We start from the raw sequence: 15638 nt of genomic DNA, 5'->3' as shown, positions 1-15638 counted from the left end.
GCTCGCGGTCAAGTTGAGGCTTACGGGGCGACGATTTTCGGCAGGCTGGTGATCGGCTCCAGGACGATATCGCGGAAGAAGGTCTCGGCCCCCTCCGACTGCAGCTGGATCGCGCCGTGGGTGAGGGGGGCGCCGTCGGCCTTGAGGTCGCGGACCTCCATGACCGGCACGCCGTTGACCACGTGGACGGCGCGGTCGCCCAGCACGTAGAGGTCCAGGGTGTTCCATTCGCCGGCCGGCTTCTCGGCGTCGCTGTAGGCCTCAATGTTCCAGTCGGCCGTGCCGCCCTTCGTCGTCACAGCGCGGCCGGCGGGCGAGAACCGCAGCTTGGGAGCGATCAGGGTCGAGTCGTCGACGGCGGTGGCGGTGGCGCTGATCGCCTCGCCCACCGGCACGACCATGCCGATCGAGCCCGTCATGATCTCGAACTCCACCGCCTGGCTCCAGGTCCCCCAGACCGCGCCGGGCGCGCCGTGCGAGTGGTAGAGCAGGCCGTTATTGGGCGCCTGGGCCTCGCGCGGCGCCCAGCGGCCCTTGCCCCACTTGTACTGGAGCCGCAGGTGGTAGTCGCGGAAGTCGCCCTTGTGGACCAGGCTGCCCCAGATCTTGCCGTTGACATAGAGGGCGGGGCGGCCGTCCTCGACCACAGCCTTGAAGATCTCGGCGCTCCGGGGACCGGCGCCGATCGGCGCGACCGGCGGGCGCTTGTAGGTCAGGGCCGGGTCGGCATAGCCCAGCCAGGCATCCCAGTCCTTCAGGTCCCTGCCGTTGAACAGCGCGACGGCCGGACCGGCGGCCTTGGGGACGTCGGCGAGCGCCAAGGGCGGGTTCGGGGCGGCCTGGGCGGGTGTGGCAAGAGCGGGGGCGGCGACGGCGAGCGCCAGGGTGAAGGCCAGGGTCTTGAGCATGCGTCCTCCCGCGCCCCCTGCCGGGGCTGCGCGCCAGGGTAGCTGACAGCGTTGTCGGTGCAAGGCTCGGATGGTCGTAGATCGACCCTGGGCCGGCTGGGCGTCAGGCCCCAGCGTAGCGCTCCAGCAGGATCGCGATCGCCGACAGGCTGACGCAGGAGACGGCGGTGGTCAGGGCCACGATTCGCGCCCCGCCGCGCTCGAACACGCTGTAGGCCTTGGTCTGGATGAAGACGTTGACCGCGGTCGGGGTGGCGGCTAGCAGGGTCGCGCCCAGGCGGAAGGGCAGGGGGGCGTCGACCAGACCGGTCGCGAACCAGGCCAGGGTCGGCATGACCATCAGCTTGCCGACGGCGGCGACGATGATCGGCCCCCAGCGCGGGATCGGCGAGGGCTCCTCGTCGGTCGGCTCGCAGGGCACGCCGGCCGCCGGCAGGCCGGTCAGACCCAGGGCGATCCCCAGGGCGACCAGGGCGACGGGGCTGCCCGAGGCGGCCGCCGCGCCCACGGCGCGGTCCAGCACGCCGGGCAGGGACAGGCCGGCCAGGGCCATGACCGAGCCGGTGATCGCCGCCAGCACGATGGGGTTGCGCAGGGCCTGCATCAGCGAGCGCCAGGTCGAGCGGCCGCCGGCCCAGCCCAGCAGGCCCACGCCGATGGCCGCCACGACCACGAAGTCCACCGCCACGACGCCGGCAGAAACCCGCGCGGCCTCGGGACCGAGCACGGCCAGGGCGATGGGCAGGCCGAGGAAGGCGCTGTTGCCCAGGCTGGCCGACAGGGCCCCGCCGGCCCGCTCCTCGCGGGTCCAGCGCAGGGCGATGCCGATCGCCACCATCAGGGCCACCACCAGCAGGGCGCAGGCCCCGTAGGTCAGCAGGCCCAGGGTCAGGGCGTGGTCGGGAACGCCCACCCGCGACAGGGAGTGCACCAGCAGGGCCGGAAAGCCGATCCAGTAGACATAGGTCGACAGCCCTGCCGACATCCGGGCGTCGAACAGCCGCAGCCGGGCCAGGGTCACGCCGCCCGCCACCAGCAGGAAGAACGGCACCACCCGCTGCGGCACATCGAGCAACAGGTCGATCACAGGGTCACCGGCATAGGGCGCAAGCGTGGCGGTCTCCGCCCGAAGGGGCCGACCGTCGATAGCATCGGTCGCGGGCGGCGGTCAAAGTTCGGCCGTTTTCCAGATCCTCGGACCGGCCGCGCCTAGCGTTCGTCCACCGGTAGGCGAATGTGCACCAGCCGCCAGGTGAACAGCTTGTCGCGCCGGAAGGTGAAGATCGTGGTCTTGGCCGGCTGGCCCGGCCGCTTGACCGAGATTCGCACCCGATTGGGATCCCAGTAGGCGATGGCGGGATGCGGGCCGGCCACGGCGGCCTTGAGCTGGTCGAGGGCGGCGGCGGGTTTGGCGGGAGCGGGCGGGGCGCCGCCGGGCGCGTAGCCGCGGGTCAGGGCCGCCAGGCCGGGAACGGTCAGGTAGCGGTCGACCTTGGGCTCGGGCGGGGCGATCGGTTCGATGGCGCGCTTGAAGACGCGCAAGGGATCGCGCCAGAGCGACGGCGGTTCGGCCGGCGCGGCGGCGGCCGGGGTCTCGTCCAGCTCGGCCGTCAGGCTCCTGCGCACCGCGGGGAAGTCCACCAGCTCGCCGATCGCCTGCACGTCCTCGTACTGGGCGGCGGCCTTGAGGGCGCGAAAGGCGAACCAGGGGGCAGTGGCGAAGGCGGCGGCGAAGACCGCGATCGCCAGGACGACCAGGTCCCAAAGCCGCTTTTGAAAGGTCATCGCCGCTCCGCGCGAAGGCTCGGGACCGAAGGACACCCCATTCCGCCGCCAGGGACAAGCCGCTTCTTGCCCAGGACTTGGCCTGCCGCTCAACCTGACGGTCCGACGCCACGCGCGTCGCCTGCGAGCGAACGGCCTTGCCTCATTGGGGAAAACGCGCGTTTCTTAGGGCGCAAGACCCCCGGCGGCCAGTGAGGTGTTCGTGTCCGATAAGTTCCTGTTGGTCGATGCGGATGGGGCGTATGCGCGTTTCGCGGTGGTCGAGGCCGGCGAGCCGCCGGCGACGGTCGAGGCCATGCCGGCCAGCTCCCTGGACGAGCTGATCGAGGTCTTGAGCCAGGCGCTGGCGAAGCTGGGCGGGCCGCGTCTGCACGGGGCGGCCTTCTCGGCGCCGGGCCCGATCTTCGGCAAGACCCTGCAGGTGACCCATGCGGACCTGAAGCTGGACGCGGACGTGCTGTCCGAGCGGCTGGGCGTGGCCGAGGTCCGCCTGGTCAACGACTTCACCGCCCGCGCCATGGCGATGCCGCTGCTGGGGCCCGAAGCCCTGGAGCAGATCGGCGGGGCGCCGCCCAAGGGCCAGGCCCCGGCGGCGGCCCTGGGGCCGAGCACCGGCCTCGGCGTGTCGATCCTCAATCCCGACGGTTTCGTGGGCTGGGTGGCCACGGCCAGCGAAGGCGGACACGCCGCCCTGGCGGCGGGCTCCGCCCGCGAATGCGCCGTCATCGAACACCTGCGGCTGGCCAACCCCTATGTCTCGGCCGATCGGGTGCTGTCCGACGGCGGCCTGCTTGAGGTCGCCGCCGCCATCGCCCAGCTGGACGGCCACGCGCCGCCAGGCGGGGATTTCGGGCAGCTGGTGGCGGCGGCGCGCGCCCAGGACCCGATCGCGCGGGAAGCCTTCGCGCTGTTCTCCAGCTGGCTGGGGTCGGTTTCAGGCGACCTGGCGCTGGTGGCGGGAGCCCGCAGCGGCGTCTACATCTTCAGCCCGATGATGCTGGGCTGGACCGATCTGTTCGACCGCGACCTGTGCCGGACCCGCTTCGAGGCCAAGGGACGGATGGACGTCTATATGAGGGACATCCCGCTCTATCTGGTCCTGGAGGCCGATTGCGGTCTCCTGGGCCTTTCCGCCCTCTACGCGGGGAGCGGTCCCTTCTAAACCGCGTGACGGTAGGGGAGGTTCAACGAGGGGCAGGCCGCCTCGCCGTGGAATTTCGCCGAGACCGGCGCGACGATTGGGCCGCTGAGGAAGGGGGCCTTCAGCCGTCGGCAGAGATCCAGCTCGCGCAAGCTCTGGACCCCGGCGATGCCCTGCCAGACCCTCTTGTTTCGATAAGCGGCGGGGTCGCGCAGGAAGCGGGTGATCGCCGCCCCGCGCTGCCGTTCGTCCTCGCCGCTCAGCACCAGGGTGACGCTGTTCACCGCGCCGGCCTGCAGGCTCTCGATCCGGAAACCTGGGTCCGACACGTGCAGGTCCAGCAGCGAGAAGCGGTCGATCAGCAACGAGCGGACCTTGTTGATCGCGCCGTAGCTGGGTTCGCGGGGCACGTCATAGATGTTGGCCGCCAGCCGGGGCCTCAGGGCGCGGGGCAGCTTCTGGAGGGTGGTTTCATAGCTCCGCTGCAGGCTGGGCTTGATCAGGGCCGAAAAGCAGAAGGGCAGGAACAGGTATCCCGACGGGCCGGATTTCGCCTCGACCAGGGCGGCCTCGTGGCAGGCCTGGTCGCGCTCCACCGCCTCGACGAGGTCGATGACCGGGCTGCCGTTGATCTCGGCCCCCCAGCCCACGCCGCCGCCGACGAACCGCTCCTTGGGCAGATAGTAGATGCCCCACCAGCCGGTGCGCGGCGATTCAACCTGCAGCAGGTCGTCGATGTCGCCCGGCGCGGGCGAAAGGGCCGCCAGTTCCTCGGCCGGCGGGGCCCCTTCCGTCGGACCGTCCGGCGGCGTGAGGCTGACCGCGCCCTCCGGCGTGATCTTGCAGACTCGGCCGGTGAAGGCGCGATCGTCCAGGCCGTCCAGCAAGGTCTTGAGCGCCAGGGCGGGCGTTCCCGCGAACCGCATGACCTCGGCCTGGTCGCCCTCGAGCATCAGCAGGGTGACCTCGCCCGCGCCGTTCTCGCCGAACAGCTTGTATTGCAGGTCCCGGGACATGCGGCACAGCTCCTCGGCGTCCAGGCTGGTGGCCCGGGGATCGGCGAGGACAAAGGAGAACGGGGCCACCAGGCCGTAGCGTCGCGGCCAGGTCCAGTGAGTTTCCAGATAGGCCGAAGCAACCTTGGCGACCACGCTGGCCATGGTGTCCGTGTCGGCGAAGACCAGCTCCTCGCCCACGAAGATCTTCAGACATGCGATCGCGGTCATGCGGGGGCCATAGGGCAAACTTCTCGATCGGGCGCGCCACTTCAGGGTCGTGGAACGCGCGGCACGGGGGCGCGGCGCCCAGAAGAGCCAATTTTTGTTTCCTTGGCGAGGGCCCGAACGCAAAACGCCTCCCCCTTGCGGGAGAGGCGTCGCGAAGGTCCAGGCCTTGTAGCTTAGGCCGCGGCCATGGCCTTCTTCAGGTTCTCGTCGATCTTGTCGAGGAAGCCCTCGGTGGTCAGCCAGGACTGCTTGTCGCCGACCAGCAGGGCCAGGTCCTTGGTCATGAAGCCGCTTTCGACGGTGTCGACGCAGACCTTTTCCAGGGTGTGGGCGAAGGCGGCCAGCTCGGTGTTGTCGTCCAGCTTGGCGCGGTGGGCCAGGCCGCGGGTCCAGGCGAAGATCGAGGCGATCGAGTTGGTCGAGGTCGACTCGCCCTTCTGGTGCTGGCGGTAGTGGCGGGTGACGGTGCCGTGGGCGGCCTCGGCTTCCACGGTCTTGCCGTCCGGCGTCATCAGCACCGAGGTCATCAGGCCCAGCGAGCCGAAGCCCTGGGCGACGATGTCGGACTGCACGTCGCCGTCGTAGTTCTTGCAGGCCCAGACATAGCCGCCCGACCACTTCAGGGCCGAGGCGACCATGTCGTCGATCAGGCGGTGCTCGTAGTGAATGCCGGCCGCCTTGAACTTGTCGGCGTATTCGGCGTCGTAGATCTCCTGGAAGATGTCCTTGAAGCGGCCGTCATAGGCCTTGAGGATCGTGTTCTTCGTCGAGAGATAGACCGGATAGCCGCGGCCCAGGCCGTAGGCGAACGAAGCGTGGGCGAAGTCGCGGATCGACTCGTCGAGATTGTACATGCCCATGGCCACGCCGGCCGACGGGCTCTTGAACACTTCGTGCTCGATGGTGGCGCCGTCTTCGCCGACGAACTTGATCGACAGCGTGCCCTTGCCCGGGAACAGGAAGTCGGTGGCCTTGTACTGGTCGCCGAACGCGTGGCGGCCGACGATGATCGGCTGGGTCCAGCCCGGCACCAGGCGCGGCACGTTCTGGCAGATGATCGGCTCGCGGAAGATCACGCCGCCCAGGATGTTGCGGATCGTGCCGTTCGGCGACTTCCACATCTTCTTCAGATTGAATTCGGTGACGCGCTGTTCGTCGGGGGTGATGGTGGCGCACTTGACGGCCACGCCGTGCTTCTTGGTCGCCTCGGCCGCGTCGATCGTGACCTGGTCGTTGGTGGCGTCGCGGTTCTCGACGCTGAGGTCGAAATAGTCGAGCTCCAGGTCCAGGTACGGGAAGATCAGCTTATCCTTGATGAGCTTCCAGATGATCCGGGTCATTTCATCGCCGTCCATGTCGACGACGGGGTTGGCGACTTTGATCTTGGCCATTGCGGGGTCTTTCCTCTCGCGGTGGCGCGCCTGTGACTCTTTGGCGCACAGGGCCAAGGAGCGGCGCGGACGGCGTGCCTATAGACTGTTGCGAGCCGGGGGGAAAGCCGAGGTGGCCTCGAACCGGCGATGAAGCCCTTTGCGCACGCTAAGTGTTTGATCCGCGTGTAAATCCTTGTTGAGGCTTCTTGGGGTACGAACCAGGCGTGAAGAAGCGGGCCGCCATAGCCGACGTCACTTCGCCGCTCGCGCGGCGGCTGCTGGCGATCGTCGCGATCCTGTCCATCGCCGTGACGGGCGTGGCGACGGCCGTGACCTTCGTCTTCGTGCAGCAAGCGGCCACCGACGCCCAGATGCGTCACCTGACCGAGTACGCCGCCGAGCGGGTCAAGACCGAGGACCGACTGTTCTCCGACCTGGTCAAGGTGCATGAGGCCGCGTCCGACTCCCTGGCGCGCCGGCTGCAGGCGCTGGATCCTCGCACGGTCGAGCGCGCGTTCGACGCCCAGTTTCCCCGGCGCAGCGACGGCACCCGGCGCACGGCCGATGCGCTCTATGACGGCGGGGTGGTCGACGGCGACTATACCTACGGCGTCGGCGGCTACCTGCGGAACGCCGACAAGCTGACCCCCGCGGAGAAGGCCCTGTTCCTGGCCGCGACCCAGGTGGTGTCGCACACCGGCGAGGCCGAACTGAACCGCTACGACAACTTCTACTTCTTCACGCCCAACACCCGGCTGGTGATGTTCGCGCCCCGGCGGCCGGATCGGTTGACCTACTACCGCCACAAGGCCCCGCCGACCTTCGACGTCAGCGGCGAGGAGATGACCCTGCTGACCCTGCCCCAGCAGAACCGCGAGCGGGTGATGAAGTGCACCAAGCTGCGCAAGCTGCTGTCGGACCCCAGCGGCCGGGGGCTGAACTCGGCCTGCATGACGCCCTTCGACTATCATGGCCAGCAGCTGGGGGCCTGGGGCACCAGCCTGTCGCTGGACTCCTACCTGCTGCGGGCCGTCGAGGACGCCCTGCCGGGCGGGCGCAACATGATCGTCTCGTCGGACGGCGAGCTGATCGCCTCGCCAGGGCTGGCCAAGAACGGCGTCGTCGACGCCCAGGCCCTGGTGCGGGCCCAGGCCCAGGAGGGCGTCGCCGACGTCGTCAGCCAGATCCGCGCGCGGGGCGCGGACGTGGGCGCCATCCGCACCGGCGACAGGGTGATCGCTTATGGCCGGCTCAAGGAGCCCGACTGGTACTTCCTGATGAGCTTCCCGTCCGGCGACCTGGTGTGGTCGGCGGTCAAGACGGCGTCGTGGGTGCTGCTGTTCGGCGTGCTGGGGGTGATCATCCAGGTGGCGCTGCTCTACCGGGTGATGCGCCTGACGGTCGAGCGGCCGCTACGGGTGCTGGCCGAGGCGCACCGCACGGGCAATGTCGTCGACGCCGAGCCCATCGAGCATCGCGCCGACGAGATCGGCGCCCTGGCCCGCACCCTGCGCGACCAGCGCGACGGCAATATCGAACTGCTGCGCTCGCTGGAGGAGCGCGTCGCCGAGCGCACGGCCGAGCTTGAGCACGCCAACCAGGCCAAGTCCGTGTTCCTGGCCAACATGTCCCACGAGCTGCGCACGCCGCTGAACGGGGTCATCGCCATCGGCGACCGCCTGGCCAACGAGACCGACCCCGAGCGCCGTCGCGAGCTGGCCGCCCTGGTCACCTCGTCGGGCCGCCTGTTGGAGCAGGTGCTCAGCGACATCCTCGACGTCTCCAAGATCGAGGCGGGCCAGTTCCACCTGACCCCCGCGCCCTTCGACCTGGCCAGCCTGGTCGGCGGCGTGGCCGAGCTGCATCGGGCGTCGGCGCAGGCCAAGGACCTGGAGTTCCGGTGGGCGATCCAGCCCGGCCTGGCTGGCAGCTATCTGGGCGACGCGGGGCGCATCAGCCAGATCCTCAACAACCTGCTGGCCAACGCCGTGAAGTTCACGGCCATCGGCGAGGTGGCGCTGAGCGTCGAAAGCGGGACCGAGGGGCTGAGCTTCATCGTCAGCGACACCGGCGTCGGCTTCGACGACACTGTGCGCCAGCGGCTGTTCAAGCGTTTCGTCCAGGCCGACCAGTCGATCACCCGCCAGTTCGGCGGCTCGGGCCTGGGCTTGTCGATCTGCGCCGCCCTGGCCGAGATGATGGGCGGCCGCATCGACGCCCGCGCGGTGGTGGGCCGCGGGGCGACGTTCCAGGTCGACCTGCCCCTGACCCGCATCCGGGCTGTCGAGGATGCGGCGCCCGGCGACGAGGAAGAGATCTCGCTGGAGGGCCTGCGGGTGCTGGTCGCCGAAGACCATCCCACCAACCAGAAGGTGGTCGAGATCATCCTCCAGCCGTTCGACGTGAACCTGACCATGGTCGAGGACGGCCAGGCGGCGCTGGACGCCTTCGCGCCCGGGGCCTTCGACGCGATCCTGATGGACATGCAGATGCCCGTCATGGACGGCCTGACCGCCACCCGCCTGATCCGCGAGCGCGAAGCCGCCGTCGGGGTGCCGCCGGTGCTGCTGGTCATGCTGACCGCCAACGCCATGGAGGAGCACGTTTCGGCCGCCAGGGCGGCGGGCGCCGACCTCCACCTGGCCAAGCCGGTGCGGCCGGCCCAGCTGCTGGAGGCCCTGGCGCGGGCGCGGCTGGCGCACGCGGCGGGCGAGCTCAGCGTGGCGGATTAAGCCTCGACCGTCCCGCCGGCCGGACGTCGCCGCAGGCGCCAAACACCATCATGGGGCTTGCACCGCGCGGCGGTCCGGCGGCAAAGGGGGACGATGACCTCCAAGCACGCCCCGCCCTGTGTGATCCTGAACCAGCCGCAACTGGCCGAGAACATCGGCGCGGTGGCGCGCGTGATGGCCAATTTCGGCCTGTCGGACCTGCGCCTGGTCAAGCCGCGGGACGGCTGGCCCCAGGAGCGCGCCTGGGCCAGCGCCTCGGGCGCGAATTGGCCGCTGGACGACGCCCGGGTGTTCGACACGCTGGAAGAGGCCATCGCCGACCTTAAGCTTGTCTTCGCCACCACCGCCCGCCCGCGCGAGACCCGCCTGCCGGTCTACACCCCGCGCGAGGCCGCCGCCCACCTGTCGGCCGACGTCGCCCAAGGCCGGGCCGTGGGACTGCTGTTCGGTGGCGAGCGGGCGGGGCTGGAGACCGACGACATCGCCCTGTGCCAGGCCATCGTCTCGATCCCGATCGACGAGCGCTTCCGGTCGCTGAACCTGGCCCAGGCCGTGTCGATCAACGCCTACGAATGGAAGATGACGGTCGACGACCGGCCGTGGTCCAAGTTCGAGTACAACGTCGCCGAGCCCGCCGACCAGTCCAGCCTGCTGGGCCTCTACGGCCAGCTCGAAGACGAGTTGGAGAAGGCCGGCTTCTATCATCCGCCTGAGAAGAAGCCGTCGATGGTTCGCAACCTGCGCGCCCCGCTGGCCCGGGCCCGGCTGACCGAGCAGGAGGTGCGCACCTTCCGCGGCGTGGTCACGGCCCTGTCCAAGGGGCGGGGCCGGGTGCTGGCCAAGCTGGCGGCCCAGAAGGCCGCCAAGGGCGAGACGCCTGACGCCGAAGGCTAGCGCGCCAAGCCGTACGTCCTTCGAGGCTCGGCTGCGCCTCGCACCTCAGGATGAGGAATTCAGCACAGAGCTCCTCATCCTGAGGCGCCCGCGCAGCGGGCCTCGAAGGACGTACGGCTTGGCCGCGCCGCCGTTGAGCCAGACGTCTTCCGCCAGGCCGGCCGTAAGGGCTCGACCCCGCCGCGCCCCAGGGGCAAAGTCCGGCCCGACTCGACACCCGGAGACCTGACCGATGAAGACCCGCGCCGCCGTCGCCTTCGAGGCCAAGAAGCCGCTGGAGATCGTCGAGGTCGATCTGGAAGGCCCCAAGGCCGGCGAGGTGCTGATCGAGATCAAGGCCACCGGCGTCTGCCACACCGACGCCTACACGCTGGACGGCCTGGACAGCGAGGGCCTGTTCCCCTCGATCCTGGGCCACGAGGGCGCGGGCGTGGTGGTCGAGGTCGGGCCCGGCGTCACCAGCCTGGCGGTCGGCGACCACGTGATCCCGCTCTACACGCCCGAATGCCGCCAGTGCAAAAGCTGCCTGTCGGGCAAGACCAACCTCTGCACGGCGATCCGCGCCACCCAGGGCAAGGGCCTGATGCCGGACGGCACCAGCCGCTTCTCCTACAAGGGCCAGACGATCCACCACTACATGGGCTGCTCGACCTTCTCCAACTACACGGTGTTGCCCGAGATCGCCGTGGCGCGGATCCGCAAGGACGCGCCGTTCAAGACCGCCTGCTATTGCGGCTGCGGCGTGACGACCGGCGTCGGGGCGGTGGTCAACACCGCCAAGGTCGAGCCGGGCGCCAACGCCGTGGTGTTCGGCCTGGGCGGCATCGGCCTCAATGTCATCCAAGGCCTGAAGCTGGTGGGCGCCAACATGATCGTCGGGGTCGACCTCAATCCCGACCGCGAGGCCTGGGGCCGTCAGTTCGGCATGACCCACTTCGTCAATCCCAAGACCATCGACGGCGACCTCGTCGCCCACCTGGTGGCCCTGACCGACGGCGGGGCGGACTACACCTTCGACGCCACCGGCAACACCACGGTCATGCGTCAGGCGCTGGAGGCCTGCCATCGCGGCTGGGGCGAAAGCATCATCATCGGCGTGGCCGAGGCCGGCAAGGAGATCGCCACCCGCCCGTTCCAGCTGGTCACCGGCCGGGTCTGGAAGGGCACGGCCTTCGGCGGCGCCCGCGGCCGCACCGACACGCCCAAGATCGTCGACTGGTACATGGACGGCAAGATCCAGATCGACCCGATGATCACCCACGTCCTGCCGCTGGAGCGCATCAACGAGGCGTTCGACCTGATGCACGCCGGCGAGAGCATCCGGACGGTGGTGACGTTCTAGGGGCGGGAAAGCCCCCTCAGTCGCTTCGCGACAGCTCCCCCAGAGGGGGAGCATCTTGGCGCAACAGCTCCTCCCCCTCTGGGGGAGGTGGCCCGGAGGGCCGGAGGGGGACCTTCGGCGCATGACATGTCCAACGTGGAAACCCTCGCCACCCACCGCACCCAGGGCGGGACACTGCGCTACTGCCGGCACGACAGCGCCAGCACCGGCACGCCGATGAAGTTCACCGTCTGGACGCCGGATGGCGAAGGGCCGTTCCCATACCTCGTCTGGCTGTCGGGCCTGACCTGCACCGAGGACAACTTCACCACCAAGTCGGGCGTCTACGCGCACGCGGCCCGGCACCGGGTCGCCATCGTCGCGCCGGACACCTCGCCACGCGGTGAGGGCGTCGCCGACGACCTAGCCTACGACCTGGGGCAGGGGGCGGGCTTCTATGTCGACGCCACGCAAGCGCCATGGGCGCCGCACTTCAAGATGTACTCGTACGTGACGCAGGACCTGCTGGAAGCCGTCGACGCCGCCTTCCCGCTGGACCGGGCTCGGCGCGGGATCTTCGGCCATTCGATGGGCGGCCACGGGGCCCTGACCATCGCCCTGCGCAATCCCGAGCTCTTCAGGTCGGTCAGCGCCTTTTCGCCGATCGTCTCGCCGCTGAACTGCCCGTGGGGCGACAAGGCGATGACCGCCTATCTGGGCCCTGACCGCGCCGCCTGGCGAGCCCATGACGCCACCGCCCTGATCGAGGACGGGGCAGGGGCAGCCTTCGACGAGATCCTGATCGACCAGGGCCTGGCCGACAGCTTCCTGGAAAGCCAGCTGAAGCCGCAGCTGATCGAAGCCGTCGCCGCCAAGGCCGGCCGCAAGGTCACCGTCCGGCGCCAGGACGGCTACGACCACAGCTACTTCTTCATCGCGACGTTCATCGGCGAGCATATGGCATGGCACGCTGAACGGCTGTAGCTTGGCCCTATGATCAACTGGGTTCGAGCCGTCGATTGGATCGCAGGCGACGGGCGCCTGAAAGGAGCGGTTCTGCGCCTTGGGGTCGTGTCGGGCGGCGGTTTCGTCTTGGCGGTCCTGGATGGCGCTCGTCACGGCCGGTCCGTGGTGGAATCCTTGGCGTGGGCCTTCGTGAGCGTGGCCGCCTTGATCGTCGCCTTCGGGGTCTGGCGGTGGAACGACTGGCGTCGCCGCGTGCAACGGCGGGGAAGCCCGCCAGTACGCACCCTCAATCTCGACTAGGCCGAAGGGGCTGGGTGCATGGCGCGACGATTGGCGGGGCGGTTCGAAGCGCGGCCACTGGCGGCGATCAACCTGACGCCGATGGTTCCCGTGTTGCTGGCGCTGTTCGCGGTGGTGGCCGCCGCGCTTTCGTCATCCCGTTCCAGCTTGACGCTGGATGTGTCGCCCCGGGACCCCGGACCGGTGGAAACTCGTCCTGAGGCGGCTTCGCCTTTCATTTCGGTGGGCAAGGGCGGTGAGCTGTCGCTCGATCAGCACTCGGTCGATCCAGCGGAACTCGAGGCTCGCCTCAAGGTCCTTCGCAGCACGGGACTTCGCGGCGTCGCCATCCGGGCCGAGGCGGACGCCGCCTACGGCGACTACATGTCGGCCGTGCGCCTGGTTCGTCGTCAGGGGCTGGAGGTCTATCTGATCAACGAGGACATCCGTTAGCGGTCAGCGCCGTTGACTCCCCGCCGCCCCTCCGCCATAAACCGCCCCTTCTCGCCGCCGGCTCGCCGGACGGCGCGAAAACCGCATGACGGAATGACCCGAAGCCGCCGTTGAGATCGCACCCTCTCGAGGGCGCCGGCCCGGATCGAACTAAAAGAGTGACTTATGTCCAAGCGCCATAGCGCCAAGTACAAGATCGATCGCCGCATGGGCGAAAACCTCTGGGGCCGGCCCAAGTCGCCGGTGAACCAGCGGTCCTACGGCCCCGGCCAGCACGGTCAGCGCCGCAAGCAGAAGGTTTCGGACTTCGGCCTGCAGCTGCGCGCCAAGCAGAAGCTGAAGGGCTACTACGGCAACCTGACCGAGAAGCAATTCTCGCGCACCTACGAGGAAGCCGCCCGCCGCAAGGGCAACACCTCGGAAAACCTGATCGGCCTGCTCGAGTCGCGTCTGGACGCCGTCGTCTACCGCGCCAAGTTCGTGCCGACCCCGTTCGCGGCCCGTCAGTTCGTCAACCACGGCCACGTGCTGGTGAACGGCAAGCGCGTCAACATCGCCTCCTACCGCGTGAAGGCCGGCGACGTGATCAGCGTCCGTGAAAAGTCGCGCAACATGGCGCTGGTGATCGAGGCCCTGGCCTCGTCGGAACGCGATTTCTGCGACTACATCACGGTCGAAGCCAAGTCGATGACCGCCACCTTCGTCCGCGCCCCGGAACTGGCCGAAGTGCCGTATCCGGTGAAGATGGAACCGAACCTCGTCGTCGAATTCTACGCTTCGTAAGCGTCGATCCTCGAAGACGATCGGAAAGGCCCCGGGGAAACCCGGGGCCTTTTTCGTTTTCGTTGCTGCTCCCCCTTTGGGGGAGCTGTCGCGCAGTGACTGAGGGGGATCTCCGGCCAGGCCGAGCTGTCCCCTCCGACCCTCCGGGCCACCGCCCCCACAGGGCGAGGATCTTTTTCCGCACCGCGGCCCTTGAACCGCCCCGACAGCCTCCTAGATCTCATGGGCGGGCCGGGCCCCTCTGGCGAGTGATGCAAGCACTCGTGATGTCGGACCGCATCGGGTGTTCTCGATGTCTGGGTCCGGTTGTCCCTCCCCCCTCCGCCACCGGCTCCAGCTTCGAGGACACCCGTCCATCAACAGGACAGGGATCCGAAATGCCGCTTCTGATGTGCCCCAATTGCGACGCCTCCATGCAGGCCGTGCAGCGCGCCAGCGTCGAGTTCGACATGTGCCCCCAGTGCCGGGGCGTGTGGCTGGACCGCGGTGAACTGGAAAAGCTGATGGCCATGGAGCGGGGCGAGCCCCAGGCCGCGACGCCGCGCCTGCCTGACTACGATCGGCCCCCTGAGCGTTCCGACCCGCGTTCCGATCGCCGCCCGGACTATCGTCACGACGACGAGCGCCGCCACCAGGGCCAGGGCCATTACGGCCACAAGAAGAAGCGTTTCGACCTGTTCGACATCTTCGACTGATCCACCCAGACCACACGATCCAAGCCATGAACCACCTCAAGACCTTCGTCCTGCTGGCTGGCCTGACGGCGCTGTTCGTCGGAGCCGGCTATATGATCGGCGGCCCGACCGGCATGCTGATCGCCCTGGTGTTCGCCCTGGGCATGAACCTGTTCAGCTACTGGAACGCCGACAAGATCGTGCTGCGCATGTATGGCGCGGTCGAGGTCGACGCCGGGCACCCCGAGCCGTTGATCCGCGCCTATGTCGCCGACATCGAGGACCTGGCCCGCCGGGCTGGCCTGCCGCGTCCGCGCATCACGGTGATCGACAGCGAGCAGCCCAACGCCTTCGCCACCGGCCGCGATCCGGCCCACGCCGCCGTGGCCGCCAGCACCGGCCTGCTGAGCCTGCTGGACCGCGACGAGATCCGCGGCGTCATGGCCCACGAGCTGGCGCACGTGAAGAACCGCGACACCCTGACCATGACCGTGACGGCCACCATCGCCGGCGCGATCTCGGCCCTGGCCAACTTCGCGTTCTTCTTCGGCGGCTCGCGCGAGGACGACGAGCGTCCGGGCGGCCTGATCGGGACCATCGTCCTGGCCATACTGGCGCCGATCGCCGCCATGCTGGTGCAGATGGCCATCAGCCGCTCGCGCGAATACGAGGCCGACCGGGTGGGCGCCCAGATCGCCGGCGACGGCCGGGCCCTGGCCCGGGCGCTGGAGAAGATCGAGGCCTACGCCCGCGGCGGCGCGGTCAATGTCGAAGCCGAGCGTAACCCGGCCACGGCGCACCTGTTCATCATCAACCCTTTGTCGGGCCCAAGGGCGAATGGGGGCGGCGACAACCTGTTCTCGACCCACCCGGCCACCCACAACCGGGTCGAGGCCCTGCTGCGGCTGGGCGTCGGCCAGGCCACGCGCGGGCGGGTCGGGACGGCCGTGCCGGTGGGCGACGGAATCGGCGACGGGCGCCGGCTCGGTCCCTGGCGCTGAGATCCGCGACAATCTGTCACCCTGGCCCCGGTTCGCCCCCGGGCCGGGTTTCCGCCAGCCTTAACTATGCGACAAGGCCCCAGGCGCTATCGATTTGAAACG

15 protein-coding genes and 1 pseudogene are annotated in these 15638 nt (G+C 69.2%); 11 read left to right on the top strand and 5 right to left on the bottom strand.

What is annotated here, in order from left to right; genetic code table 11:
• Nucleotides 1–20: 20 nt before the first annotated feature.
• The 3 genes from ASD47_RS12045 to ASD47_RS12035 all read right to left on the bottom strand — a co-directional run bounded on the left by ASD47_RS12045 (nucleotide 21) and on the right by ASD47_RS12035 (nucleotide 2693).
• A complete protein-coding gene (locus ASD47_RS12045) occupies nucleotides 21–908 on the bottom strand; it encodes a DUF1080 domain-containing protein (protein WP_056756435.1) in 888 nt (295 codons plus the stop codon).
• A gap of 103 nt (nucleotides 909–1011) precedes the next feature.
• Entirely contained in the window at nucleotides 1012–1995 is a 984-nt protein-coding gene (locus ASD47_RS12040; RefSeq protein WP_056756433.1) for an AEC family transporter, read from the bottom strand.
• A gap of 122 nt (nucleotides 1996–2117) precedes the next feature.
• Nucleotides 2118–2693, bottom strand: coding sequence for a DUF2939 domain-containing protein (locus ASD47_RS12035; protein WP_056756430.1), 576 nt, complete (start codon nucleotides 2691–2693; stop codon nucleotides 2118–2120).
• 202 nt (nucleotides 2694–2895) lie between these two features.
• Between ASD47_RS12035 and ASD47_RS12030 the strand changes: the two genes are divergently transcribed.
• Nucleotides 2896–3855: a glucokinase gene (locus tag ASD47_RS12030; protein WP_230983658.1), complete on the top strand. Its 960-nt coding sequence runs from the start codon at nucleotides 2896–2898 to the stop codon at nucleotides 3853–3855.
• Here ASD47_RS12030 and ASD47_RS12025 read toward each other — a convergent pair.
• On the bottom strand, nucleotides 3852–5060 hold the full coding sequence (locus ASD47_RS12025) for a hypothetical protein (RefSeq protein WP_056756423.1): 1209 nt from the start codon (nucleotides 5058–5060) through the stop codon (nucleotides 3852–3854). The genes ASD47_RS12030 and ASD47_RS12025 overlap by 4 nt on opposite strands.
• Before the next feature lie 173 nt (nucleotides 5061–5233).
• Entirely contained in the window at nucleotides 5234–6451 is a 1218-nt protein-coding gene (locus ASD47_RS12020) for an NADP-dependent isocitrate dehydrogenase (protein WP_056756420.1), read from the bottom strand.
• Nucleotides 6452–6657: 206 nt separating this feature from the next.
• On the opposite strand from ASD47_RS12020, the gene ASD47_RS12015 reads away from it, so the two are divergent.
• From ASD47_RS12015 to htpX, 10 genes and pseudogenes are all read left to right on the top strand, one after another.
• Complete coding sequence (locus tag ASD47_RS12015; protein WP_082564591.1) at nucleotides 6658–9165, top strand: ATP-binding protein; 2508 nt, start codon at nucleotides 6658–6660, stop codon at nucleotides 9163–9165.
• Nucleotides 9166–9258: 93 nt separating this feature from the next.
• Nucleotides 9259–10059 carry an RNA methyltransferase gene (locus tag ASD47_RS12010; protein WP_056756415.1) on the top strand — a complete coding sequence of 267 codons (801 nt, stop codon included), beginning with the start codon at nucleotides 9259–9261 and terminating at the stop codon, nucleotides 10057–10059.
• Nucleotides 10043–10170, top strand: a pseudogene (locus ASD47_RS27595) (hypothetical protein); the annotation flags it as partial. The gene ASD47_RS12010 and the pseudogene ASD47_RS27595, both read left to right, overlap by 17 nt.
• Nucleotides 10171–10291: 121 nt before the next feature.
• Nucleotides 10292–11401, top strand: a complete 1110-nt coding sequence (locus tag ASD47_RS12005) for an S-(hydroxymethyl)glutathione dehydrogenase/class III alcohol dehydrogenase (RefSeq protein ID WP_056756411.1) — start codon at nucleotides 10292–10294, stop codon at nucleotides 11399–11401.
• 126 nt (nucleotides 11402–11527) lie between these two features.
• A complete protein-coding gene (gene fghA / locus ASD47_RS12000) occupies nucleotides 11528–12364 on the top strand; it encodes an S-formylglutathione hydrolase (protein ID WP_056756408.1) in 837 nt (278 codons plus the stop codon).
• 9 nt (nucleotides 12365–12373) lie between these two features.
• A complete protein-coding gene (locus tag ASD47_RS11995; RefSeq protein ID WP_056756404.1) occupies nucleotides 12374–12646 on the top strand; it encodes a hypothetical protein in 273 nt (90 codons plus the stop codon).
• Nucleotides 12647–12664: 18 nt separating this feature from the next.
• Nucleotides 12665–13078 (top strand): biopolymer transporter ExbD, encoded by a 414-nt coding sequence (locus ASD47_RS11990; RefSeq protein ID WP_082564590.1) that lies wholly within the window; start codon nucleotides 12665–12667, stop codon nucleotides 13076–13078.
• A gap of 165 nt (nucleotides 13079–13243) precedes the next feature.
• Nucleotides 13244–13861, top strand: a complete 618-nt coding sequence (gene rpsD, locus ASD47_RS11985) for a 30S ribosomal protein S4 (RefSeq protein WP_056756396.1) — start codon at nucleotides 13244–13246, stop codon at nucleotides 13859–13861.
• 377 nt (nucleotides 13862–14238) lie between these two features.
• The gene (locus tag ASD47_RS11980; protein WP_056756392.1) at nucleotides 14239–14556 is read left to right on the top strand and encodes a zf-TFIIB domain-containing protein; all 318 of its coding nucleotides are present in this window, start codon (nucleotides 14239–14241) and stop codon (nucleotides 14554–14556) included.
• 26 nt (nucleotides 14557–14582) lie between these two features.
• A complete protein-coding gene (gene htpX / locus ASD47_RS11975; protein WP_056756389.1) occupies nucleotides 14583–15536 on the top strand; it encodes a zinc metalloprotease HtpX in 954 nt (317 codons plus the stop codon).
• Nucleotides 15537–15638: the final 102 nt, after the last annotated feature.

Origin of the sequence: Caulobacter sp. Root1472, from assembly GCF_001426985.1 — a bacterium.
Lineage (GTDB): Bacteria > Pseudomonadota > Alphaproteobacteria > Caulobacterales > Caulobacteraceae > Caulobacter > Caulobacter rhizosphaerae.
This window is presented reverse-complemented; position numbering and strand designations above follow the sequence as displayed.